Below are 23,038 nucleotides of genomic sequence, written 5' to 3'. Positions count from 1 at the left end.
GGGTGGGGCGGGAGGTGCACTCGGCTGGCGAGCGGCGGACGCAGGGTAAAAGGGGACAGGGCCATTTGGAAAAGTCCTTTTCCGGTTGCTCCGCCGCGGGCACTGTCCGTTTGACAGGACACCGGATCGGGCCATCGGGGTAAAGCCGAGGGACCGCCAGCCCGCGTGAGGTTTTGACGACGGCGCTTACATAGCCCGCCGCAACCGCTTTGGCAACACCGGTTTGCCAATTGCTTGGCGCCGAATGCGGTGCATCGCGCACCGCTTCGTCATGGGAAGCGCATTCTCTACAGTTCCACCACCTCGACCACCCCCGGCACCGCCTTCAACGCGGCGCGGCTCTGGTTGGTGATGTTGAAGGAGCCGGGAAGCTGGATCTCCACCTCCTTCAACGGGTCGATCTCGACCAGCAGATGGACCTTGCCCTTGCCGCGGGCCAGCCGCTCCAACATGCCGCGGATGCTCTCCACGGGCCCGCCGTCGCGCACCACCACCTTCAAGCCGTCCGACACCTGGGCGACGGCGTCCTCCAGCGGCTTCACCTCCTGGCAGGTCAGGCGCATGTCCTCGCCGTTCATCTGGACGTCCACGGTCATCAGCACCGGGCGCCCGGCCTCCAGCAGGTCACGGTTGGTCGCCAGCACCTCGGAGAAGACCGTCACCTCGTAGCCGCCGCTGGAGTCGGACAGTTCCACGAAGGCGAAGCGGTTGCCCGACTTCGCGGTCTTCTCCTTGCGGCTGACCACGATGCCGGCAACGCTGCGCCGGGTCGAGCCGCCGCCGGTCACCGCCGAGGCGAGGTCCGCCGACCGCACCACCCTCATGCGGCCCAGCGGCCCGGCGAAGGCGTCCAGCGGGTGGGCGGACAGGTAGAAGCCGATGGCGCCGAACTCGTGCTTCAGTTTCTCCAGCGGCTCCCACTCCTTGACCTTGGGCAGGTCCGGCTCCTTGAGCCCGCCCCCGGCGCCGCCGAACAGGTTGCCGATGCCGCTGTCGCGCTCCGCCGCCTCGGCCTGGGCGTAGCGGATCAGCGTCTCCAGCGCCGCGTGCACCTGGGCGCGGTTCGGGTTGATGCCGTCGAAGGCGCCGGCGCAGGTCAGGTTTTCGAGCTGGCGCTTGTTGATGGTCTTCAGGTCGAGGCGGCGGGCGAAGTCGAACAGGCTCTTGTAGGGGCCGTTCCTGCGCCGCTCCTCCACCACCGCCTTCATGGCCGGCAGGCCGACGCCCTTCACCGCGGCCAGCGCGTAGCGCACCGCCTTGGTGCCGTCGGGCAGCGCCTCCACCCCGAAGATGCTGTCGGACTTGTTGATGTCCGGAGTCAGCAGCTTGATCTTCAGCCGCACCAGCTCCTGCCGGAAAACGTTCAGCTTGTCGGTGTTGCCGAGGTCGAGCGTCATCGACGCCGCCATGAACTCCACCGGGTGGTTCGCCTTCAGATAGGCGGTGTGGTAGGCGACAAGGGCGTAGGCGGCGGCGTGGCTCTTGTTGAAGCCGTAGCCGGCGAACTTGGCCACCTGATCGAAGATCATGCTGGCCTGATCGGGGTCCACGCCCTTGTCCTTGGCGCCGATGACGAACTTGTCGCGCTCCTTGTCCATCTCCTCCTTGATCTTCTTGCCCATGGCGCGGCGCAGAAGATCGGCGCCGCCCAGCGAATAGCCGGACAGCACCTGGGCGATCTGCATGACCTGCTCCTGGTAGATCATGATCCCGAAGGTCTCCTTCAGGATCGGCTCCAGGGCCGGATTCATGTAGTCGGGCAGCTCCTCCCCGTTCTTCACCTTGATGTATTTGGGGATGTTGTCCATCGGGCCCGGACGGTAGAGCGACACCAGCGCGATGATGTCCTCCAGCCGGTTCGGCTTCAGCCGGCGCAGCACGTCGCGCATGCCCGAGCTTTCCAGCTGGAACACGCCCGTCGATTCGGCGCGCCCCAGGATCTCGTAGCTTCGGGGGTCGTCCAGCGTGACGGTGGTCAGGTCCGGCTTCTCGGGGATCAGGTCCACCGCCGTCTTCAGCACGGTCAGCGTCTTCAGGCCGAGGAAGTCGAACTTCACCAGCCCGGCCTGCTCGACGAACTTCATGTTGAACTGGGTGACCGGCATGTCGGACCGCGGGTCCCGGTACAGCGGCACCAGATCGTGCAGCGGCCGGTCGCCGATCACCACGCCCGCCGCGTGGGTCGAGGCGTGGCGGTAGAGGCCCTCCAGCTTCAGCGCGATGTTGACGAGGCGCGCCACCGTCTCGTCGCCGTCGCGGGCCTGGCGCAGCATCTCCTCGCTGTCGAGCGCCTGCTGGAGCGTCACCGGGTTGGCCGGGTTGTTCGGCACCAGCTTGCAGATCTTGTCCACCTGCCCGTAGGGCATCTGCAGCACGCGCCCAACGTCGCGCAGAACGGCGCGGGCCTGCAGCTTACCGAAGGTGATGATCTGGGCGACGCGGTCGTAGCCGTACTTGTCCTGGACGTAGCGGATCACCTCTTCGCGGCGGTCCTGGCAGAAGTCCACGTCGAAGTCGGGCATCGACACGCGTTCGGGATTCAGGAAGCGCTCGAACAGCAGGCCGAAGCGCAGCGGGTCCAGGTCGGTGATGGTCAATGCCCAGGCGACGACCGAGCCGGCGCCCGACCCGCGGCCCGGCCCCACCGGGATGTCGTGCGACTTGGCCCACTTGATGAAGTCCGACACGATCAGGAAGTAGCCGGGGAACTTCATCGACACGATGACGTCCAGCTCGAACTCCAGACGCTCGAAATAGGTCTTGCGGGTTTCCGCGCGCTGCTCCGGCGTCATGTCCGGGGTGTAGACGACGCTGTCCAGCCGCATCTCCAGACCCTCGCGGGACTGGGCGCGCAGTTCCTCCCCCTCGTCGCGTCCGCCCTCGCAGGGGAAGGGCGGAAGGATGGGCTTGATCGGCTTCAGCAGGAAGGAGCAGCGCCGGGCGATGGCGACCGTGTTGTCCACCGCCTCCGGCAAGTCCTTGAACAGGTCCCGCATCTCTTCCGCCGACTTGAAGCGGTGGTCGGGCGTGAGGCGGCGGCGCTCAGTCTGGCTGATGTAGGCGCCCTCGGCGATGCAGAGCAGCGCGTCGTGCGCCTCGTACATGTCCTCGGTCGCGAAGTAGCAGTCGTTGGTGGCGACCAGCGGCAGGTCGTGGGCGTAGGCGAGGTCGATCAGCGCCGGCTCGATGGCGTCCTCGATCACCGCGAAATGGTCGCGGTGGCGCTGAAGCTCGACGTAGAGGCGGCCGGGAAACAGCCGCTTCAGCCGCTCCAGCACGTCGAGCGCCAGATCCTTCTGCCCCTCGCCCAGCAGCCGCCCGACCGAGCCGGCAGGACCGCCGGTCAGCGCGATCAGTCCGGCGGAATGGCCCTCCAGCGCGTCCAGCGGAATCTGCGGCCCGGCCATCGGGTCCGATTCCAGGAAGGCCTTGGAGACCAGCTTCATCAGGTTGCGGTAGCCCTCGTCGGTCTGGCAGAGCAGGACGAGCTGGTCGGGGACCGACGCCGCCTTGCCCGGCAGGCCCGGCTTGCCGTTGGCGGGGCCGACTCGGGTGATGCCAAGGACCGTGCCGATGATCGGCTGCACGCCCGAATCCGCGGCGGCCAGAGCGAACTCCAGCGCGCCGAACAGGTTGCCGGTGTCGGTCACGGCGACCGCCGGCATCTCCTTCTTCTGGCAGAGCTTGACCAGCTCCTTCACCTTGATGGCGCCCTCGGACAGGGAATAGGCGGAGTGGACGCGCAGGTGGATGAAGTCGGCGTGGGGCATGGCGGAAATGGGCACCGGTTCCAGCGAAGGGGGGACGTCTCCCCTAGTCGTCGCGCATCCCGCCCCGCACTGCAAGGGACCAAGCGCGGGCCCGGCCATGCGGCGATGCGCCAACCCGATCGAGGGCGAGGGAAGATTCCCCGATCATGCGTGTTCGTGCTATCGAAAGAGGCAGAGCCACGATCCGAGAATGACCCGTTCCATGCGCCGCATCCGCTCCAGCGCCGTTCTGGCGGTGCTGGCGGCCACGCTCCTCACGGCTTGCCAGACCACCGGCGCCCCCGCACCGTCCGCGGAGCAGGCCCACCGGCCGCCGCCGCCAGCCGAAACGCCCGCCTCCCCCCTGTCCGACGCGCCGGGGCGCGTCGTCGCGCAGAACAAGGGCTGGGTCGTGCGGGCGCATCCGGCGACCAAGACCGGCTCGGCCTATTGCTACGCCACGCGGACCGACGATTCCTCCCCCCTCTCCTTCCGGGCGACGGCGAAGGGGGCGGCCATGCTGGTCAACGCCGACCAGCACGCCCAGGCCGACAGGGATACGGAAAGCCGCCTGACCGCCATCTTCCCCGACGGCGAGACCATGGCGCTGGAGGCCAGCCCCCTGCCCGACGGCGGCGTGGTGGTCCCGGTCGAGTTGCCCAAATACGAGGACCTGTTCGAGCCCTTCATGCGGTCGCGCGCGGTGACGCTGCAGCGGGACGGCGGCGGGACGGAGATCGGCGACGTCAATCTGGGCGGCTCCTCCTGGGCGCTGGCCGCGCTGGACGAGTGCCGCATCCTGCATACGGATAAGTGAAGAGATTCGAGGGTCTGACCCGCAGTGGGTGCATCGGGCATCGCATTGACCGGCAGCGGGACCGGCCTTAGCCTCTCCTCCATGCGCACCGCCCACATCGCTCTGGCCCTCGCCGTCGCGGCGATCTGGGGCTTCAACTTCGTCGCCATCAAGGTCGGCCTCGAGGATTTCCCGCCGATCCTGTTCTGCGCCCTGCGCTTCGCGCTGGCGGCGCTGCCGCTTGTCGTTCTGGGCGTCCGCGGCGGTCCGCCAGTGCCCTGGCGCTTCATCCTCAGCATCGGGATGGTGCTGGGGGTGGTGAAATTCTCGCTGCTGTTCGTCGGGATGGACATCGGCATGCCGGCGGGGCTGTCGTCGCTGGTGCTGCAGTCGCAGGCCTTCTTCACCGCCCTCTTTGCCGCGCTGGTGCTGGGAGAGCGGCCCGGGCCGAAGCAGGTGCTGGGCATGGCGGTGGCCTTCGCCGGGATCGGCCTGATCGCGCTGGAGATGCCGGCGGGCGATTCCCTGCTCGGGCTCGGGCTGGTCATGGCCGCCGCGGCCACCTGGGGCGTGGCGAACCTGCTGATGAAGCAGGCCAGGGCGCCGGACCTGTTCCGCATGATGCTGTGGGTCAGCGTGGTGCCGCCGATTCCGCTGCTGCTGCTGTCGCTGGGGATGGAGGGGCCGGACCGGGCGTGGCAGGCCCTGACCCATCTGACTCCGCTGGGCGTCGGGGCGGTGGCCTACATCGCCTTTGGGGCGACGCTGTTCGGCTTCGCCGCCTGGGGCTTCCTGCTGCGCCATTACCCGGCGAGTCTGGTGGCCCCCTTCTCGCTGCTGGTGCCGGTCTTCGGCATGAGCTCCAGCGCGCTTTTCCTGGGAGAGAGCTTCACGCCGCTGAAGATGGCCGGCGCGCTTCTCGTCCTCGCCGGGCTGGCGGTGGCCGTGCTGAAGCTGCCCTCCGCACGGCCCGCCACCCATCGGCCCTGATTTGGGCCTGATCGATCAGGTCAGGTTCTTCTTCAGGAACTCCACGGACCGGCCCCAGGCGAGGTCCGCCGCTTCCTTGTTGTAGCGCTCCGCCGACGTGTCGTTGTGGAAGGCGTGGTTCACGTTCTCATACATGTAGAGTTCGTAGGACTTGCCGCCCCTCTTCAGGGCCTCCTCGTAGGCCGGAACCTTCGCGTTCACATTCTGGTCCAGCCCGGCGTAGTGAAGTTGGAGCGGCGACTTGATCGTGGTGACCAACGCCGGGTCGGGCGCTGGGCCGTAGAAGACGACGCCGGCCTTGAGGTCGGGCGCCTTGATGGCCAGCCGGTTGGTCATGCCGCCGCCCCAGCAGAAGCCGATGGCCCCGACCTTGGCGTTCGAATAGCGATAGGCCATGAGGTCGCTCATCGCGGCGATCAGGTCGTTCACCGTCTTGTCGGGATCGAGTTGGCCGATCATCTCGCGGGCGCGGTCGGGGTCCTGCGGCGTGCCGCCCAGCGGCGACAGCAGGTCCGGCGCCGTAGCGACGAAGCCGGCCACCGCGAGCCGCCGCGTCACGTCCTCGATGTAGGGATTGAGGCCGCGATTCTCGTGGATGACCACCACGGCCGGCGACTGTTCGGCCAGCTTCGGGCGCGCGCGGTAGGCGTGGACATCACCGGTCGCGCCCTGGAAGCTGACGCGCTCCGTGGCGATTCGGCTGTCGTCCTCCGGAACCTCGGCGGCCAAGGCATAGTTCGGCTCGATCTGGGAGAGGATCGCCGGAATGGCCGCCGCGCTGCCCGCCAGCACGGCCAGCCGCTCCAGGAAGACGCGGCGCGAGAGCGGTCGGTGGGTGTACTCGTCGTACAGATCGATGATCTTCTGATCCATGAACTCCGGTCCCTCCTTGTTGGGTTGCGCGAAGTCTGCCCCAGGACGCACCGATCACCAATCCGCCGAACGGCGATGCCACTCTTACGCGGTTTGGCCGGCTTCCCGACCGCGCCACGACGGCGATCAAACCCTGGCGTGCTCCACGAGAAGGCCGTCGCTCATCTCGAACACCCGGTCCATGCGGTTCGCAAGCTCCAGGTTGTGGGTGGCGATCAGGGCGCCGACCCGCGCCTGCCGGACGATGGTCGTCAGCATGGCGAAGACCCCCTCGGCCGTGTGCGGGTCGAGGTTGCCCGTCGGCTCGTCGGCGATCAGCAGGCCCGGCCCGTTGGCCAGCGCGCGGGCGATGGCGACCCGCTGCTGCTCGCCGCCCGACAGCCGGGCCGGACGGTGTCCGGCGCGCGGCTCCAGCCCGACCATGCGCAGCAGTTCCAGGGCCCGCTCGCGGGCGGTGCGCTTCGGAACGCCGTTGATCATCTGCGGCAGCACGATGTTCTCCAGAGCGGAGAATTCCGGCAGCAGGTGATGGAACTGGTAGACGAAGCCGACCGAGCGGCGGCGCACCTCCGTCCGCTTCCCGTCGTCCAGGGCGGACACGTCGGTCCCGGCGATCCGCACGGTGCCGGCGGTCGGCCGCTCCAGCAGGCCGGCGATGTGCAGCAGGGTCGATTTGCCGGCGCCCGACGGGCCGACCAGAGCGACCAGCTCGCCGGCGTGGACGGTCAGCTCCGCCCCGCGCAGCACCTGAAGCTCCGTCCCCGCCTGCTCGAAGGTGCGGACGATCCCCGACAGTTCCAGCATCGGCTCACTCATAGCGCAGGGCCTCCACCGGATCGAGGCGGGCCGCCCGCCAGGACGGGTAGACGGTCGCAGCGAAGGACAGGCCCAGCGCCATCAGGGTGACCTGGACCACCTCCGACCAGTCGATCTTGGCCGGCAGTTGCGACAGGAAATAGATCTCGGCGTTGAACAGGTTGGTGCCGGTCAGCGCCTGGATGCCCTGGCGGATCGTCTCGATGTTCAACGCGAAGGACACGCCGAGCGCCACGCCCAGCAGCGTCCCCGCCACCCCCACCGATGCGCCGGACAGGAAGAAGATGCGCATGATCATGCCGCGGGTGGCGCCCATGGTGCGCAGGATCGCGATGTCCCGCCCCTTGTCCTTCACCAGCATGATCAGGCTGGAGATGATGTTGAAGGCCGCCACCGTGATGATCAGCGACAGGATCAGGAACATCACGTTGCGCTCGACCTGGAGCGCCGTGAAGAAGCTGGCGTTGGACTGCTGCCAGTCGACCACCCGCCCCACCCCGGCCACCGCCGACTGGATGGCGTCGCGCGCCTCCCGTATCCGGGTCGGGTCGCTGACGAAGACCTCCAGCGAGGTCACCGCCTCGCCCGTGCGGAAGAAGGCCTGGGCCTCCGGCAGGGGCAGGAAGATGAAGCTGTTGTCGTATTCGAACATGCCGACGTCGAACACGGCGCCGATGGTGAAGCTGCGCATCCGCGGCACGGTGCCGAAGGCGGTGACGTTGCCCTGCGGCGCGATCAGGGTGAGCTGGTCGCCGACCGCCAGACCCAGCCGCTGCGCCATGCGGATGCCGATGGCGATGTTGTCCTCTCCAAAGGCGTCAGCCGTGCCGCGCACGATGTTGCGCGACAGGGTCGGCCTCACCCGGAAATCCTCCGGCCGCACGCCGCGCACCACCGCGCCGGAGGCGACGCCGCGCACCGACACCAGCGCCTGCCCCTCGACCGTCGGGGTCACCCCGACAACGCCGGGCACACCCTGGAGGCGCTGCACCAGCGGGTCGTAGTCGGGCAGCGGACCGCCGCGGCTGCTGTAGACGTTGAGATGGCCGTTCAGGCCGAGCACGCGGCCCAGAAGCTCCGCCCGGAAGCCGTTCATCACCGACATCACGATGATCAGAGTCGCCACGCCGAGCGCGATGCCCAGCAGCGAGAATCCCGCGATGACCGAGATGAACCCTTCCTGGCGGCGCGCCCGCAGATAGCGCATCGCGACCATGCGTTCGAAGGCGGAGAAGATCATGCGGCTCCCGATGAGCGAAAGGCCGGCGACGAAGGTCCGGCAAAAGCAAAGGCGGCGGACCGCAACCAGCCCGCCGCCCCGCAACATAAGTGCTTAACCGTGGCAGGAAAAGGGCGACCTTCCAAGGCGCCCGCTCCCCCGTCCCACGGTGTTACGCCGAGAGCTTCTCCAGCGCGCTCTCCACCGACAGCTCCTGCTTCTCGCCGGTGGCGCGGCGCTTCAGCTCGACCACGCCGTTCTTCAGGCCGCGCGGCCCGACGACGAGCTGCCACGGCAGGCCGATCAGGTCCATGTCGGCGAACTTCACGCCCGGACGCTCGTCGCGGTCGTCGTACAGCACGTCCATCCCGTTGGCGCGGAGCTTGTAGTACAGCTCCTGGCAGACGCGGTCGGTCTCGGCGTCGCCGACCTTGAGGTTGACCAGCCCGACGTTGAAGGGCGCCACGGCGTCCGGCCAGATGATGCCGTTGTCGTCGTGGCTGGCCTCGATGATGGCGCCCATCAGGCGCGACACGCCGATGCCGTAGGAGCCCATCTCCACCGGAACCGGCTCGCCGCCCGGACCGGCGACGACGGCGTTCATCGGCTTGGAGTATTTGGTGCCGAAGTTGAAGATGTGGCCGACCTCGATGCCGCGGGCCGACACCAGTTCCGACTCCGCGACCGGGCAGTTGCCGGGCTCGTGCTTCTCGTCGGTCGCCGCGTAGATCGAGGTGTAGGTGTCGAAGAAGGGCTGCAGGTCCTCGTCGAAGCCCGGGGCGTTCTGCAGCACGTCCAGGGTCAGCCAATCCTTGTGGCAGAAGACGCCGCTCTCGCCGGTCTCGGCCAGGATGATGAACTCATGGCTCAGGTCGCCGCCGATGGGGCCGGTGTCGGCGCGCATCGGGATGGCCTTCAACCCCATGCGGGCGAAGGTGCGCAGATAGGCCAGGAACATCTTCTGGTACGAGCGGCGGGCGCTGGCCGCGTCGATGTCGAAGCTGTAGGCGTCCTTCATCAGGAACTCGCGCCCGCGCATCACGCCGAAGCGGGGGCGGATCTCGTCCCGGAACTTCCACTGGATGTGGTAGAGGTTCAGCGGAAGCTGGCGGTAGCTCTTCACGAAGGCGCGGAAGATGTCGGTGATCATCTCCTCGTTCGTGGGTCCGAACAGCATCTCGCGGTCGTGACGGTCGGTGATGCGCAGCATCTCCTTGCCGTAATCGTCGTAGCGGCCGCTTTCCTTCCACAGCTCCGCCGACTGGATGGTCGGCATCAGCAGCTCCTGGGCGCCGGCGGCGTCCTGCTCCTCACGGACGATCTGCTCGATCTTCTTCAGGACCCGGTGGCCCAGCGGCAGCCAGGCGTAGATGCCGGCGCTGGTCTGGCGGATCATCCCGGCCCGCAGCATCAGGCGGTGCGAGACGATCTGCGCCTCGGTCGGGGTCTCCTTGAGGGTCGGCAGGAAGAAGGTGGACAGCCGCATGGCTCTGCTCTCGGTTTCGAGGGGATTCGTCCGGCGGTGCGCCGGTCCGCAACAGGGACAGGGACTTTAGGAAGCCACCGCGCGCTTGTCCATCGTCACGGCGTGCAACGAAGGACGGATCGGCCTATCGGGCGGTGCGGCAATAGGCGTAGACCTCGGCCTCGCTCGGCGCGCCGATGGGCTGGCCGTTGAAGTAGAGCCGGTTGGCGTACCAGGTCAGATAACCGACCTCGACACCCGGTGCCGCCGCACCCTGCGGCACAGGAAAGCCCATGCGGCGGGCGAAATCCACGGTCACCGGGATGTCGAACCGCTCCAGCGGCGGCGTGGCGCCGGTCGAGCCCGGCAGGTCGGCGGGGGCCACCGCCTTGCCGTTCACGTCCACGCCCGGCGTGTAATCCATCCCGGCCGCCGGCCGGTGGGCGGTCAGGAACCGGCAGGCGGAGAGATCGATCGGCTGCGCCGCCGCCCCGCCGGACAGCGCCAGCAGGGGGGCGGCAAGGAGCAGGATGGAGCGGTGGATCATCGACGACCTCAGCCTTGGGCGGCGGCGGATTGCTTCATGGATTTCCAGTAGGTGGCGAGATAGGGCATGCCCTTCTCGGCCTCCTCCTGGGTGCGGGCCGACTGCCGGATGTACTTGCCGAGGAAGGGCTTGTTCACGAACTCCATGTCGACGGCCGCCTTCAGCACCAGGAACTCGCCGATCCGGTCCGGCAGGTTGTAGTGCCATTTCTGCAGGCAATCCGAGGTCACCCCCGGCTTGGCCTGATCCTGGCCAGACAGGTAGAATTCCTGGTGATGGTACTGGTTGATCTCCTTCCAGGCCTGGAAGATGCGCGCCGGCTTCACGCGGACCAGCCCCTTCAGCACCTTGATGTCGTCGTGGAACAGCGGCAGGTAGCCGCGCCGCTCCGCCTGCTCGTTCAGCATGGTGTAGAGGCCCGCCATGACGTCGCCCTCCGCGCCCTGCTCGCTGGTCCTCCTTTCCTGCTTGTCCGGCTTCCGCCCGAACAGCGAGGCGAAGAAGCCCTTCTTCTTGGCCGGCGCCGACGAGCCGCTGTCCGCCCCCACCTTCCGCTCATCCCACAGCGCGTCCCAGGCGTAGTCCCAGGCGGTGAAGACGGCGTTGGAGCGGTCGTCGAGCACGGTCAGCAGATAGTCGCGCCCGTCCCTCGGCCAATCCACGTCGCCGACGATGGCCCGCACCGGGCGGCGGCTGAGCAGCACCGGGAATATCCCGACGCGCACCAACTCGGCGTAGATTTCCTGAAAGGATGGGGTCAAGGCAAAGGGGAGCTTGGCCGCCGGCTGCTCTTCGGGGGTCAGCAGTTCAAGACTTTTGCGGGTGCGGTCGAGCAGTTCGGTGGTCAGAATGGCCGCGAACTGCTCGAATTTCTCGTTATCACCCGCGGTCATCGGCGCCTCGGCATCGTTCTCCCCGCTGACGGCCGCAAATTCCGGCTGCGAACGCCGCCGCACTTGATTCCAAAGCCGGAACGGGCGCTTGCCCGCTTCCCGCACAGTGGATCAGCTATAGCCGATAAAGGGTTAATTCATTCTGTACCGAAGCACAACGCTCCGTCCACCCACGGACGAACAGCGGCGCGGGCATCGTGAGCTAACCGGGACGAAAAAAGGACCGCGCGGCGATCGCGGCGCGGCCCGAGGTTTAGGGAGGAATCGCCACCAGGCGTCGGAAAAGAGGGAAGAATCCCCTCTCGTCACACGAAGTACATTGAACCCGACCCCACCCAATGACAAGACGAAAGTTGGACTAAACCAAGTCGTTACCAAAGAATTCGCAAACTTCGCCCAAGACATAGGCGGATGATTACGCCATAGGCTGCGACATGCCCGTTTTGTGAGCGTCGTATCCTGAGAACCCCTGCCGAACGGCGGACATCCAGGGGGGATCGAGTGTGGCGACCTCGGACCAGACCGGGCACAGGGGCTGATGCGCGCCCGGCAGATAGCCGAGACTCATCAGGAACTCGCCGGTGATTTCGCCGCCGGTGAAGCGGAAGGTGCGCTTGAACAGCCGGACCCAGTCCGCCTTGCCCAGAGGGTGATGAGCGCGCAGCCAGCCGTCGAACGACCCGTGCGAAGCGCGCAGGGCTATGATCCGCCGCGCGTTCTCGATGGCGGCGTCGATCTTCAGCCGGTTGCGGATGATCCCCGGATCGGCGAGCAGGCGTTCCCGCTCCGCCTCGCCATAGCCGGCGACGCGGTCGATGTCGAAGCCGTCGAAGGCAGCGCGGAAGGCCGCGCGCTTCTTCAGGATGGTCAGCCAGGACAGGCCGGCCTGATTGATCTCCAGCACCAGCCGCTCGAACAGCACCCGGTCGTCGGCGCTGGGAAAGCCGTATTCGGTGTCGTGGTAAGGTCCGTGATGCGCGTGGCCGGGCGCCGCGTCGCAGTAGGTCAGGCTCACGCGAAGGCTCCATCCGGAAGGGGATCAGTGCGGCTTGGCCATCTCGCGGAAGGAAATCAGGTCCGACTGGACGATGCCGAAGATGACCAGCCACACCACTGCCGCGACCAGGGTCGTTGCCGCGAATTTCAGGAGGATACGCGGGCGTTCGGGCGCGCTGCTCGCCATGCCGGGCTCGGGCTGGGCCGGGGTGCGCACGCCCCAGGGCAGCACCGCGAACAGCACCACCCACCAGACGACCACATAGACGCTGATGCCCGTCACCCAGCCCATCGCAGCCTCCCTTCGCCTCAGGCCTGCTCCAGCTCGACCAGGGTCCCGCAGAAGTCCTTGGGGTGCAGGAACAGGACCGGCTTGTCATGGGCGCCGATCTTCGGCTCGCCGTCGCCCAGAACGCGGGCGCCCTGCGCCTTCAGCCGGTCGCGGGCGGCCAGGATGTCGTCCACCTCGTAGCAGATGTGGTGGATTCCGCCCGACGGGTTCTTCTCCAGGAAACCGGCGATCGGCGATGTCTCGCCGAAGGGATGCAGCAGTTCGATCTTCGTGTTGGGCAGGGTCACGAAAACGACGGTGACGCCGTGCGGCGGCAGGTCCACCGGCTGGGACACCGCAGCGCCCAGCGTGTCGCGGTAAAGCGCGGTCGCCGCCGTCAGATCCGGCACGACGATGGCGACGTGATTCAGCTTCCCGATCATGGAACCTCCCGAAAGACATAAAGTCGGAAACGCTTATACACGGACGAGATGCACGTCCGTCATCGGCTTCTTGCCGTGCGTCGCGTTGAAGCAGCGCCGGACGGCGATCCGGGCGGCGGCGCGCACCTGCTCGTCGTCGGAGCGGGCCGATTTCGGCATCTCGGCGACGGCCTCGCGCACCGCATCCACCACGTCGAGCAGCATGTCGCGGTCCGCCGAGTCGTCGAGCAGTCCCATCACCGCGATCTGCGGTGCGGTCACCAATTCGCCCTTGCCGTTCATCACCAGCGTGACGACGGCAGCGCCGTTGTGGACCATACGATGACGCGCCCGCATCAGCCCGGTGTCGAGCGGGATCAGCCGCTTGCCGTCCAGCGCCATGCGGCCGGCCCGGACCTGCGCCACCACCCGCGGCGGCGCGTCGGGCGCCAGCCGGATCAGGTCGCCGTTGCCGGGGACCAGGGTCTCCGGCACCTGGCAGGCGCGGGCCAGCTTGGCGTGCTCCAGCTGGTGGCGCTGCTCGCCGTGGACCGGCATGGCGATGCGCGGGCGAACCCACTGGTACATGCGGACCAGCTCGTCCTGCGCCGGGTGGCCGGAAACGTGGACCGGCGCCTCGTCGGCGGTGACGATGCGGATGCCCTGACTGACCAGCAGGTTCTGCATGCGGCCGATGGCCCGTTCGTTGCCCGGGATTTCGCGGGAGGAAAAGACCACCACGTCGCCGCGCTGCAGCGACACCTGGGGATGGTCGTCCGAGGCGATGCGGGCGAGCGCGGAGCGCGGCTCCCCCTGGCTGCCGGTGCAGACCAGCACCAGCTTGTCGCGCGGCACGTAGTTAGCGTCATGCTCGGTCAGGAAGGCCGGCAGGTCGGCGAGGTAGCCGTTGGAGCGCGCGGCCTCGTTGATCCGCCACATCGACCGCCCGACCAGGGCGACATGGCGCCCGTGCGCCGCCGCGGCGTGGGCGATGCTCTCCAACCGCGCGACGTTGGTGGCGAAGCAGCTCACCGCGACGCGCACGTCGGGGAACTGCCCGATCAGCTCGGTCAGCGTCTTGCGCACGCTCCCTTCCGACCCGGAACTGCCGGGCACCATGGCGTTGGTGCTGTCGCCGACCAGCGCCAGCACGCCCTCGTCGCCGATGGCGCGCAGCCGCTCCTCGTCGGCGGCCTCCCCTACCAGGGGCTCGGGGTCGAGCTTCCAATCGCCGGTGTGCAGCACGGTGCCGGCGGCGGTGCGGATCGCCAGGGCGTTCGGCTCGGGAATGGAATGGGTGACCGTCACATACTCGACGGAGAAGGGGCCGACCTCGATGGTGCTGCCCAGCGCGACCTCGTGCACCGGCACCACCCCGGCCAGCCCGCGCTCGTGCAGCTTGGCGCGCAGGACGGCCGCGGTGAAGGGCGTGCAGTAGACGGGCACGCGGAGCTGCGGCCACAGATACTGGATGGCCCCCAGGTGATCCTCGTGCGCGTGCGTGACCACGATGCCCACGAGGTCGTGCCGGCGCTCCGCGATGAAGGCGGGGTCCGGCATGATGACGTCCAGCCCCGGCATCGTGTCGTCCGCGAAGGAGATGCCGAGATCCACCATCAACCACTTGCCGCGATGGCCGTAGAGGTTGAGGTTCATGCCGATCTCGCCCGAACCGCCCAGCGGCAGGAAGTAGAGCGCGTCGTCCTCGGGAGCGAACAGGTCGCCGTCTCCCTCGACCGGGTGGACGGAGGGAGCGGAGTCGGAATGGGTCATTGGGCCGTGTTGCGCTTGTGGATCAGGAGGAGGCCGCGCAGCGTGAGTTCGCCGTCGGTGTGTTCGATTACATGGGTTGCCTTGGCGAAAAGCACACCCAGCCCTCCGGTCGCGACGACCGTCATCGGCTCGCCGTACTCCGCCCGGATGCGGTTGACCAGCCCTTCGATCAGGCCGACATAACCCCAGAAGACGCCGGACTGCATGCACTCGACGGTGTTGGTGCCGATGACGTGGCCCGGCTGCTGGATCTCGACGCGGGGCAGCTTGCTCGCCGCCATCTGCAGCGCCTCCAGCGACAGGTTCAGGCCCGGCGCGATGACGCCGCCGCGGTAGTTGCCGTCGCGGTCGACCACGTCGAAGGTCGTCGCGGTGCCGAAGTCGATGACGATCAGCGGCGTCTGGTAGGTGGCCGCAGCCGCCACCGTGTTGACCAGCCGGTCGGCGCCGACCTCCTCGGGCCGGTCCACCAGCGCCCGGGTGCCGAGATCAACGTCCGGCTGGCCGACCACCAAGGGCTCGCAGCCGAAATGGTCCTTGCACAGCCGCTTCAGGTTGAAGGTGGCGCCCGGCACGACGCTGGCGATGATGGTGCTGTCGATGTCCGCCGGGCCCATGCCCTTCAGCGCCATCAGGTGGGTCAGCCACACCATGTATTCGTCGGCGGTGCGCTTCTTGTCGGTCGCCGTGCGCCACAGGCCGCGCTGTTCGTCGCCCTCATAGATCGCGAACACCACGTTGGTGTTTCCGGCGTCGATGGCGAGCAGCATCTCTCAGGTCTCCACCGCGGGTGGGAAAAACACGTCTCCGGCGGCGATGCGCTGGCGCCCCGCCCCGTCATCCCGATCAAGCAACAGAACGCCGTCGCTGTCCAGATCGGCGAAGGTGCCGGTCAGCGTGCGGTCCGGCAGACGGACGACGATCGGCTCGCCCAAACCCCGCGCCCGCTTGATCCAGGCGTCCCGCACGGGGCCGAAGCCATGCTCGGCCCAGACACCGTACCAGCGCGCCAACTGTTCCGCGTAGATTTCCAGGAGCGCCGAAGGCTGGAGAGCCGGGGCGCCCTCCGCCGCCAGCGATGTGGCCGCGTAATCGGTGCCCTCGGGAAAATGCCGCAGGTTGATGCCGACGCCGAGCACCAGCCAGGAGATCCCTCCCCCGGCCGTGGCCTCCGACTCGAGCAGGATGCCGGACAGCTTGCGACCATGCACCAGCACGTCGTTCGGCCATTTGCAGCGCACGCCGTCGGGATCGGGGAGGACGGCGGCGGCGGTGTCGGCGATGGCAAGCGCCGCCACGAACGAAATCTGCGCCGCCTCGGCCGGCGGGCGCGAGGGGCGCAGAATGGTCGAACTGTAGAGATTGCCTTCCGGCGAGGTCCAGGCCCGTCCGCGGCGGCCGCGGCCCGACTCCTGCCGCTTCGCCCAGACGATGGTGCCTTCGGCAGCCCCCGAACGCGCGAAGGCCTTCGCCTCGTCGTTCGTGCTGCCGACGGAGTCGAAGGCCATCACCCGGAAGCCCGGAGGCAGGCGCAAGCGCGCCGCCTCCGCTTCGTTGCCTGCCGTCATCCGGCGAACAGCGAGGCCGCCGCCGCCGCCGCGTAGTTCAGGATCGGGGCCGGAACCACGAAGAACAGCAGCGTGAACAGGCCGGTGGCGATCAGGATGCCGGTCATCCCGTCGTCGCCGATCTTGTCGAACGCCTCCACCGGCTCATCGAAGTACATGATCTTGATGATGCGCAGATAGTAGAAGGCGCCCACGACGCTGGTCAGCACGCCGATCACCGCCAGCGTGTAGAGCTGCGCCTCGATGGCGGCGAGGAAGACGTAGAGCTTGCTGAAGAAGCCAGCCATCGGCGGGATGCCCGCCATGGAGAACATGAACACCGCCATCGCGCCCGCCAGCAGCGGGTTGGTGCGCGACAGGCCGGCGAGGTCCTTGATCTCCTCGACCATGCGGCCCTGCTGCTTCATGCACAGGATGACCGCGAAGGTGCCGATGTTCATGACGATGTAGACCGCCATGTAGATCAGCACGCCGCGCACGCCTTCCTGGGTGCCAGACGCAAGGCCGACCAGGGCGTAACCGACGTGGCCGATGGAGCTGTAGGCCATCAGCCTCTTGATGTTGCTCTGGGTGATCGCCGCGAAGGCGCCGAGCGACATCGAGAGGATTGAGCTGACGATGATGATCTGCTGCCACTGGTGCGCCAGATGACCGAACGGCTCGATCAGCAAACGGGTGAACAGCGCGATGGCGGCGACCTTCGGGGCGGCGGCGAAGAAGGCCGTGACCGGGGTCGGGGCGCCCTCGTAGACGTCCGGCGTCCACATGTGGAACGGCACGGCGGAGATCTTGAAGGCCAGACCGGCGGCCACGAAGACCAGGCCGATGATGACGCCCACCGACGGATGCGCGCCACCGGCGAACAGGGCGGCGATCTTGTCGAAGGAGGTCGTGCCGGCGAAGCCGTAGACCATCGAGGCGCCGTACAGCAGCATGCCCGAGGAGAGCGAGCCGAGCACGAAGTACTTCAGGCCCGCTTCCGACGACTTGGCGCTGTCGCGGCGGAAGGCGGCGATGACGTAGAGCGCGAGGCTCTGCGTCTCCAGCCCGACATAGAGCGAGATGAGGTCGTTGGCCGACACCATCATCAGCATGCCGAGCGTGGCGAAGAGCATCAGCACCGGGAACTCGAACCGGGCCATCTTCTCGCGCTCGTTGAAGCCGAGCGCGAGAAGGACCGACAGCGAGGCGGCGACGAGGATCAGCACCTTCATGAAGACGCCGAAGGCGTCCATCACGAAGAGGCCGTTGAAGGTGACGACCCGGCCGGTGCCGTAGCCCATGGTCAATATGGCGGCCAGCAGCAGCGCCACCATCGTCATGTAGCCGATGGGGCGCGTGAAGCCGTCGCCGCGGAACACGCCGATCAGCAGCAGGGCCATGCCGGCGCAGGCGAGGAAGATTTCCGGCAGGGCCGGCCAGATGTCGGGAAACACAGCGGTCATGTCGGAACCTCTAGCGCGCGGCGACGGAGACGTCGGCCCCGCCCTGAGCGGCGGCCAGCTTGGTCTGGTAGGTCTGGATCAGCTGCCCGACCGACGCCGAGGTGACGTTCAGGAAGCTGTTCGGATAGACGCCCATCCACAGCACCACGACGATCAGCGGCAGGAAGATGGCAACCTCGCGGGTGTTCAGGTCGAACATCGCACGGACGTCCGCCTTGACCAGCTTGCCGTACACGACGCGGCGGAACAGCCACAGCGCGTAGGCCGGGCCCAGGATCAGGCCGGTGGCGGCCAAGAAGGCGACCCAGGTGTTGTCGCGGAAGGCGCCGAGCAGAACCAGGAACTCGCCGACGAAACCGGAGGTGCCCGGCAGGCCGACCGAGGCCATGGTCATGAACAGGAAGACCACCGCGTATTTCGGCATGTTCTTCACCAGACCGCCGTAGCGGGCGATCTCGCGGGTGTGCAGCCGGTCATAGACGACGCCGACGCAGAGGAAGAGCGCGCCCGACACGATGCCGTGCGACAGCATCGTGAAGATCGAGCCCTCGATACCCTGCTGGTTCAGCGCGAACATGCCGATGGTGACGAAGCCCATGTGGGCGACGGAGGAGTAGGCGATCAGCTTCTTCATGTCCTCCTGCGCCAGGGCGACGAGGGAGGTGTAGATCACCGCGACGATCGACAGGGCGTAGACCATCGGGGCGAAATACTCGGTCGCCTCGGGCAGCATCGGGATGTTGAAGCGCAGGAAGCCGTAGCCGCCCATCTTCAGCAGGACGCCGGCCAGGATGACCGACCCGGCGGTCGGCGCCTCGACGTGGGCGTCGGGGAGCCAGGTGTGCACCGGCCACATCGGCACCTTCACCGCGAAGGACGCGAAGAAGGCCAGCCACAGCCAGAGCTGCATGTTGCGCGGGAAGTGGGTCGCCGTGATCGTCGGAATGTCCGTCGTGCCGGCCGCGAAGTACATGGCCAGGATGGCCAGCAGCATCAGGACCGAGCCGAGCAGCGTGTAGAGGAAGAACTTGAACGCCGCGTAGACGCGCCGGGCACCGCCCCACACACCGATGATCAGGAACATCGGGATCAGCACGCCCTCGAAGAACATGTAGAAGAGGACGAAGTCCAGCGCGCAGAACATCCCCACCATGAGGGTTTCCAGCACGAGGAAGGCGATCATGTATTCCTTCACCCGGGTCTGCACCGCCTCCCAGGAGGAGAGGATGCAGAGCGGCATCAGGAAGGTGGAGAGGATGACGAACAGCATCGAAATGCCGTCCACACCCATGTGGTAGGAGATCCCGAATTCAGGAATCCACTCCGCCTTCTCCACGAGCTGGTAGCCCGGGTTGCGCGGGTCGAAGTTGAACCAGATGAACAGCGACAGGACGAAGGTGATGACCGTCGTCCAAAGCGCGACGTAACGGACGTTCCGAACCACATCCGGCGTGTTGCCCCTGCAGAAGAGCAGGATCAGCGCCACACCGGCCAGCGGCAGGAAGGTCGTGAACGACAGGAGCGGCCAGCTAGCCATTGTTCTTGTTCCCCTTCAAACCGCTCAACCGAACACAGACAGCCAGGCGACCAGCAGCACCACGCCGATCACCATCGCGAAGGCGTAGTGATAGACGTAGCCGGACTGGAGGCGGCTGGCGCGCGCCGCGACGTCGCGGGTGACGGCGGCGATTCCGTCCGGACCGACACCGTCGATCACGGCGCCGTCGCCGGATTTCCACAGGCCGTAGCCCAGATACTTGGCCGTACGCACGAACAGACGGTCGTACAGCTCGTCGAAGTACCACTTGTTGTACAGGAACTGGTGCACGCCACGGAACGTGGTGGCGACCTTCTCCGGCAGGCCCGGGATCGCCATGTACATGATGTAGGCGAGCGCGATGCCGATCAGGCCGACGACCAGCGGAGCCAGCTTGACCCAGCCCGGGGTGTGGTGGTGGGCCGCCTCGATGCTGTTGTTGTCCGCCAGCACCAGGATGGTCTTGCCCCAGAAATGCTCCATGCTGTGGCCGATGAACAGCTCGTGGAAGCCGAAGCCGGCGAACAGCGCGCCCACCGCCAGGACGGCCAGCGGGATCAGCATGACGATCGGCGATTCATGGGCGTGGTCGAAGACCGACTTCTCCATCCGCGGCTTGCCGTGGAAGGTCATGAACAGCAGGCGCCAGGAGTAGAAGGCGGTCAGCAGGGCCGCGGCGATGCCGAGCGCGAAGGCGAACTTGCCGACCGGGCTGGCCGAGGCGAAAGCCGCCTCCAGGATCATGTCCTTGGAATAGTAGCCGGCGAAGAAGGGCAGACCGGCCAGCGCGAGGTTGCCGATCCACATCACCGCGTAGGTGAAGGGGATCTTCCGCCAGACGCCGCCCATGTTGCGCATGTCCTGCTCGTGATGCAGGGCGTGGATCACCGAGCCGGCGCCGAGGAACAGCAGGGCCTTGAAGAAGGCGTGCGTGAACAGGTGGAACATCGCCGCGCCGTAGGCGGAGACGCCCGCGGCGAAGAACATGTAGCCGAGCTGGCTCATGGTCGAATAGGCGATGACGCGCTTGATGTCGAACTGGGTGAAACCGATGGTCGCCGCGACGAACGCCGTCAGGGCGCCGACCACGGCCACGATCTCCAGCGCCGTCGGGGCGTATTCGAAGACCGGGGACAGGCGGCAGACCATGAAGACACCGGCGGTCACCATGGTGGCCGCGTGGATGAGCGCCGACACCGGGGTCGGGCCTTCCATGGCGTCCGGCAGCCAGGTGTGCAGGCCGAGCTGGGCCGACTTGCCCATGGCGCCGATGAAGAGCAGCAGGCAGGTGACGGTCAGCGCATCGAAGTTCCAGCTGAGGAAATGCAGCGTCTGGCCGGCCAGCTCCGGCGCCTTGGCGAAGATCGCGTCGAACTGGACGGAGCCCGTCAGCACGAAGATCGCGAAGATGCCGAGCACGAAGCCGAAGTCGCCGACGCGGTTGACCAGGAAGGCCTTGATCGCCGCGTTGTTGGCCGAGGGCTTCTCGTACCAGAAGTTGATGAGCAGGTAGGAGGCGAGACCCACGCCTTCCCAGCCGAAGAAGAGCTGCACGAGGTTGTCGGCCGTCACCAGCATCAGCATGGCGAAGGTGAACAGCGACAGATAGCCCATGAAGCGCGGCTTCTGCGGGTCCTCGGCCATGTAGCCGATGGAATAGAGGTGCACCATCGACGACACGGTGTTGACCACCACCAGCATGACCGCGGTGAGCTGGTCGACGCGCAGCGCCCAGGTCACGTCCAGGCCGCCGCTGCGCATCCAGCTCATCAGCTCGATGGTGCGGGGATGCCCGCCGACGGCGACGTCGAAGAACAGCACCCAGGACAGGATCGCGGAAAGCAGGACGGCACCGGTGGTGACGAACTGCGCGGCGCGGTCGCCCACGGTGGGCGGCCCGGCGACGACGTGATGGTCGTCGTGGCCGTCGTCGTGGCCGTCGTCGTGGTGTTCGTCGTGAGCGTGCGCGTCGTGCGCATGGGCGTCGTGGCCATGGCCATGACCGTGGTCATGCCCATGGTGATCGTGGCCGCCGGCGTGCGCCGGCTCCGCCTTCGGCCCGCCGAACAGGGCGATGGAACCCGCGACGAGGAACGCCAGGAGCGGGAGGAATACGACAAGGACTTCCATGGCGCTGCCTTAGCCCCTCATCAGATTGATGTCTTCGACCCGGATGGATCCGCGGTTGCGGAAGTACACCACCAGGATGGCGAGACCGATGGCCGCCTCGGCGGCGGCGACGGTCAGGATGATCATGGAGAAGACCTGCCCGACCAGATCGTTCAGGAAGACCGAGAACGACACCAGATTCAGGTTCACGGCGAGCAGCATCATCTCGATCGACATCAGGATGATGATGACGTTCTTCCGGTTGAGGAAGATGCCGAGGACGCCGAGCGTGAAGATGATGGCCGAGACCGTCAGATAATGCCCGAGACCGATTTCCATGATCACACGCCCTCCCCGGTCGGCACCTTGCGGATGGCGACCACGTCCTCGCGCCGACGGGCGAGCTGGGAGCCGATGTTCTGCTTCCGGACACCCTCGCGCTGACGCAGGGTCAGGACGATGGCGCCGATCATGGCGATCAGCAGCACGAGGCCCGACGCCTGGAACAGATAGACGTAGTGGGTGTAGATCAGCTGGCCGAGCTGCTCGGTGTTGGTCGCTCCGCTCATCGCCGCGACCGGAGCCGAGGCGGCCTTCTCCGCGGCCGGCGCGATGATCCAGCCGCCGAGGACGGCGGCCAGCTCGGCCAGCAGGATGAGACCGATCAGCCCGCCGATCGGCAGGTACTGGAGCGCGCCCGCCCGAAGCTCGCGGAAGTTGATGTCGAGCATCATCACCACGAACAGGAACAGGACCGCGACCGCGCCCACATAGACGATCACCAGGATCATCGCGATGAACTCGGCCCCGAGCAGCACGCACAGGCCAGCGGCCTGGAAAAAGGCCAGGACCAGATAAAGGACCGAATGAACCGGATTCCGCGCCGAGATGACCATCACACCGGAGGCCACCAGCAGCGCGGCAAAGACGTAGAAGGCGATGCCTTGAACAATCATCGTTATCCCCGTTTCCGCTTACCGCACTGCAACGACTTACCGGTACGGCGCCTCGGCCGCGAGGTTCTGGGCGATTTCCGCTTCCCAGCGGTCGCCGTTCGCCAGCAGCTTCTGCTTGTTGTAGAAAAGCTCTTCACGGTTCTCGGTGGAGAACTCGAAGTTCGGACCCATGACGATGGCGTCCACCGGGCAAGCCTCCTGGCAATAGCCGCAGTAGATACACTTCGTCATGTCGATGTCGTAGCGCGTGGTGCGGCGGCTGCCGTCCTCACGCGGTTCGGCCTCGATGGTGATGGCCAGGGCCGGACACACCGCCTCGCACAGCTTGCAGGCGATGCAGCGCTCCTCGCCGCCGGGATACCGGCGCAGGACGTGCTCGCCGCGAAAGCGGGGGCTGATGGGGCCCTTTTCGAACGGGTAGTTCAGGGTCACCTTGGGCTTGAACATATAGCGCAGGGTGAGCCCGAGGCCGCCCAACAGTTCGGTCAGGAACAGGCTGCGCGCCGCACGATCGAGGAACGCCATGGCCTCTTCGTCTCCTTCCTAGCGGGCGCCCCGTTCCGGGTGACGCCCGCGCTTTCTCTTTGAAACTCGATCCGATGGTCCGTTCAGG

21 protein-coding genes are annotated in these 23,038 nt (G+C 67.0%); 2 read left to right on the top strand and 19 right to left on the bottom strand.

The genetic code is table 11. From position 1 onward, the window contains the following. Window positions 1–287: 287 nt before the first annotated feature. Window positions 288–3,770: a DNA polymerase III subunit alpha gene (gene dnaE, locus GBZ26_RS03460; protein ID WP_174437602.1), complete on the bottom strand. Its 3,483-nt coding sequence runs from the start codon at window positions 3,768–3,770 to the stop codon at window positions 288–290. 190 nt (window positions 3,771–3,960) lie between these two features. Between dnaE and GBZ26_RS03455 the strand changes: the two genes are divergently transcribed. Together GBZ26_RS03455 and GBZ26_RS03450 are read left to right on the top strand one after the other, a co-directional pair. After that, a complete protein-coding gene (locus GBZ26_RS03455) occupies window positions 3,961–4,566 on the top strand; it encodes a hypothetical protein (RefSeq protein WP_174437600.1) in 606 nt (201 codons plus the stop codon). 81 nt (window positions 4,567–4,647) lie between these two features. Continuing rightward, complete coding sequence (locus tag GBZ26_RS03450; protein WP_174437599.1) at window positions 4,648–5,535, top strand: EamA family transporter; 888 nt, start codon at window positions 4,648–4,650, stop codon at window positions 5,533–5,535. A gap of 15 nt (window positions 5,536–5,550) precedes the next feature. Here GBZ26_RS03450 and GBZ26_RS03445 read toward each other — a convergent pair whose 3' ends face one another. The 18 genes from GBZ26_RS03445 to nuoI form a co-directional block, all read right to left on the bottom strand. Further along, the gene (locus GBZ26_RS03445) at window positions 5,551–6,408 is read right to left on the bottom strand and encodes a dienelactone hydrolase family protein (RefSeq protein WP_174437598.1); all 858 of its coding nucleotides are present in this window, start codon (window positions 6,406–6,408) and stop codon (window positions 5,551–5,553) included. Window positions 6,409–6,534: 126 nt separating this feature from the next. After that, window positions 6,535–7,224, bottom strand: coding sequence for an ABC transporter ATP-binding protein (locus GBZ26_RS03440; protein ID WP_174437597.1), 690 nt, complete (start codon window positions 7,222–7,224; stop codon window positions 6,535–6,537). Further along, window positions 7,217–8,464, bottom strand: a complete 1,248-nt coding sequence (locus GBZ26_RS03435; RefSeq protein ID WP_174437596.1) for a lipoprotein-releasing ABC transporter permease subunit — start codon at window positions 8,462–8,464, stop codon at window positions 7,217–7,219. Before GBZ26_RS03435 ends, GBZ26_RS03440 begins: the two co-directional genes overlap by 8 nt. A gap of 151 nt (window positions 8,465–8,615) precedes the next feature. Next, the gene (proS, locus tag GBZ26_RS03430) at window positions 8,616–9,929 is read right to left on the bottom strand and encodes a proline--tRNA ligase (RefSeq protein ID WP_174437595.1); all 1,314 of its coding nucleotides are present in this window, start codon (window positions 9,927–9,929) and stop codon (window positions 8,616–8,618) included. Between the two features lie 124 nt (window positions 9,930–10,053). Continuing rightward, window positions 10,054–10,455 carry a hypothetical protein gene (locus GBZ26_RS03425; RefSeq protein WP_174437594.1) on the bottom strand — a complete coding sequence of 134 codons (402 nt, stop codon included), beginning with the start codon at window positions 10,453–10,455 and terminating at the stop codon, window positions 10,054–10,056. A gap of 8 nt (window positions 10,456–10,463) precedes the next feature. Next, window positions 10,464–11,348, bottom strand: coding sequence for a hypothetical protein (locus GBZ26_RS03420; RefSeq protein WP_174437593.1), 885 nt, complete (start codon window positions 11,346–11,348; stop codon window positions 10,464–10,466). Window positions 11,349–11,763: 415 nt separating this feature from the next. Beyond that, window positions 11,764–12,363 carry a DNA-3-methyladenine glycosylase I gene (locus tag GBZ26_RS03415; RefSeq protein ID WP_174437592.1) on the bottom strand — a complete coding sequence of 200 codons (600 nt, stop codon included), beginning with the start codon at window positions 12,361–12,363 and terminating at the stop codon, window positions 11,764–11,766. Between the two features lie 24 nt (window positions 12,364–12,387). After that, on the bottom strand, window positions 12,388–12,636 hold the full coding sequence (locus GBZ26_RS03410) for a DUF1467 family protein (RefSeq protein ID WP_014240138.1): 249 nt from the start codon (window positions 12,634–12,636) through the stop codon (window positions 12,388–12,390). A 17-nt stretch (window positions 12,637–12,653) separates the two neighbouring features. Further along, a complete protein-coding gene (gene mce, locus GBZ26_RS03405; protein WP_149166413.1) occupies window positions 12,654–13,058 on the bottom strand; it encodes a methylmalonyl-CoA epimerase in 405 nt (134 codons plus the stop codon). A gap of 33 nt (window positions 13,059–13,091) precedes the next feature. Continuing rightward, the gene (locus GBZ26_RS03400; RefSeq protein ID WP_174437591.1) at window positions 13,092–14,810 is read right to left on the bottom strand and encodes a ribonuclease J; all 1,719 of its coding nucleotides are present in this window, start codon (window positions 14,808–14,810) and stop codon (window positions 13,092–13,094) included. Next, window positions 14,807–15,580: a type III pantothenate kinase gene (locus tag GBZ26_RS03395; RefSeq protein WP_145684855.1), complete on the bottom strand. Its 774-nt coding sequence runs from the start codon at window positions 15,578–15,580 to the stop codon at window positions 14,807–14,809. Before GBZ26_RS03395 ends, GBZ26_RS03400 begins: the two co-directional genes overlap by 4 nt. A gap of 3 nt (window positions 15,581–15,583) precedes the next feature. After that, a complete protein-coding gene (locus GBZ26_RS03390) occupies window positions 15,584–16,378 on the bottom strand; it encodes a biotin--[acetyl-CoA-carboxylase] ligase (protein WP_174437590.1) in 795 nt (264 codons plus the stop codon). Beyond that, window positions 16,375–17,823: an NADH-quinone oxidoreductase subunit NuoN gene (gene nuoN, locus GBZ26_RS03385; RefSeq protein WP_035673025.1), complete on the bottom strand. Its 1,449-nt coding sequence runs from the start codon at window positions 17,821–17,823 to the stop codon at window positions 16,375–16,377. The genes GBZ26_RS03390 and nuoN overlap by 4 nt, the downstream gene beginning before the upstream one ends. A gap of 10 nt (window positions 17,824–17,833) precedes the next feature. Beyond that, entirely contained in the window at window positions 17,834–19,360 is a 1,527-nt protein-coding gene (locus GBZ26_RS03380; protein WP_174437589.1) for an NADH-quinone oxidoreductase subunit M, read from the bottom strand. A 24-nt stretch (window positions 19,361–19,384) separates the two neighbouring features. Further along, on the bottom strand, window positions 19,385–21,490 hold the full coding sequence (gene nuoL, locus GBZ26_RS03375) for an NADH-quinone oxidoreductase subunit L (RefSeq protein ID WP_174437588.1): 2,106 nt from the start codon (window positions 21,488–21,490) through the stop codon (window positions 19,385–19,387). Between the two features lie 9 nt (window positions 21,491–21,499). Beyond that, entirely contained in the window at window positions 21,500–21,808 is a 309-nt protein-coding gene (gene nuoK, locus GBZ26_RS03370) for an NADH-quinone oxidoreductase subunit NuoK (protein ID WP_014240130.1), read from the bottom strand. Between the two features lie 2 nt (window positions 21,809–21,810). Next, entirely contained in the window at window positions 21,811–22,425 is a 615-nt protein-coding gene (locus GBZ26_RS03365; RefSeq protein WP_094306020.1) for an NADH-quinone oxidoreductase subunit J, read from the bottom strand. A gap of 36 nt (window positions 22,426–22,461) precedes the next feature. Then, complete coding sequence (gene nuoI, locus GBZ26_RS03360; RefSeq protein WP_014240128.1) at window positions 22,462–22,950, bottom strand: NADH-quinone oxidoreductase subunit NuoI; 489 nt, start codon at window positions 22,948–22,950, stop codon at window positions 22,462–22,464. Window positions 22,951–23,038: the final 88 nt, after the last annotated feature.

This window comes from Azospirillum formosense (assembly GCF_013340925.1).
Classification (GTDB): domain Bacteria; phylum Pseudomonadota; class Alphaproteobacteria; order Azospirillales; family Azospirillaceae; genus Azospirillum; species Azospirillum formosense.
This window is presented reverse-complemented; position numbering and strand designations above follow the sequence as displayed.

Coding starts and splice junctions, on each gene's coding strand:
- dnaE (WP_174437602.1), bottom strand. CDS start 3,770: ATGCCCCACGCCGACTTCATCCACCTGCGCGTCCACTCCGCCTATTCC.
- GBZ26_RS03455 (WP_174437600.1), top strand. CDS start 3,961: ATGACCCGTTCCATGCGCCGCATCCGCTCCAGCGCCGTTCTGGCGGTG.
- GBZ26_RS03450 (WP_174437599.1), top strand. CDS start 4,648: ATGCGCACCGCCCACATCGCTCTGGCCCTCGCCGTCGCGGCGATCTGG.
- GBZ26_RS03445 (WP_174437598.1), bottom strand. CDS start 6,408: ATGGATCAGAAGATCATCGATCTGTACGACGAGTACACCCACCGACCG.
- GBZ26_RS03440 (WP_174437597.1), bottom strand. CDS start 7,224: ATGAGTGAGCCGATGCTGGAACTGTCGGGGATCGTCCGCACCTTCGAG.
- GBZ26_RS03435 (WP_174437596.1), bottom strand. CDS start 8,464: ATGATCTTCTCCGCCTTCGAACGCATGGTCGCGATGCGCTATCTGCGG.
- proS (WP_174437595.1), bottom strand. CDS start 9,929: ATGCGGCTGTCCACCTTCTTCCTGCCGACCCTCAAGGAGACCCCGACC.
- GBZ26_RS03425 (WP_174437594.1), bottom strand. CDS start 10,455: ATGATCCACCGCTCCATCCTGCTCCTTGCCGCCCCCCTGCTGGCGCTG.
- GBZ26_RS03420 (WP_174437593.1), bottom strand. CDS start 11,348: ATGACCGCGGGTGATAACGAGAAATTCGAGCAGTTCGCGGCCATTCTG.
- GBZ26_RS03410 (WP_014240138.1), bottom strand. CDS start 12,636: ATGGGCTGGGTGACGGGCATCAGCGTCTATGTGGTCGTCTGGTGGGTG.
- mce (WP_149166413.1), bottom strand. CDS start 13,058: ATGATCGGGAAGCTGAATCACGTCGCCATCGTCGTGCCGGATCTGACG.
- GBZ26_RS03400 (WP_174437591.1), bottom strand. CDS start 14,810: ATGACCCATTCCGACTCCGCTCCCTCCGTCCACCCGGTCGAGGGAGAC.
- GBZ26_RS03395 (WP_145684855.1), bottom strand. CDS start 15,580: ATGCTGCTCGCCATCGACGCCGGAAACACCAACGTGGTGTTCGCGATC.
- GBZ26_RS03390 (WP_174437590.1), bottom strand. CDS start 16,378: ATGACGGCAGGCAACGAAGCGGAGGCGGCGCGCTTGCGCCTGCCTCCG.
- nuoN (WP_035673025.1), bottom strand. CDS start 17,823: ATGACCGCTGTGTTTCCCGACATCTGGCCGGCCCTGCCGGAAATCTTC.
- GBZ26_RS03380 (WP_174437589.1), bottom strand. CDS start 19,360: ATGGCTAGCTGGCCGCTCCTGTCGTTCACGACCTTCCTGCCGCTGGCC.
- nuoL (WP_174437588.1), bottom strand. CDS start 21,490: ATGGAAGTCCTTGTCGTATTCCTCCCGCTCCTGGCGTTCCTCGTCGCG.
- nuoK (WP_014240130.1), bottom strand. CDS start 21,808: ATGGAAATCGGTCTCGGGCATTATCTGACGGTCTCGGCCATCATCTTC.
- GBZ26_RS03365 (WP_094306020.1), bottom strand. CDS start 22,425: ATGATTGTTCAAGGCATCGCCTTCTACGTCTTTGCCGCGCTGCTGGTG.
- nuoI (WP_014240128.1), bottom strand. CDS start 22,950: ATGGCGTTCCTCGATCGTGCGGCGCGCAGCCTGTTCCTGACCGAACTG.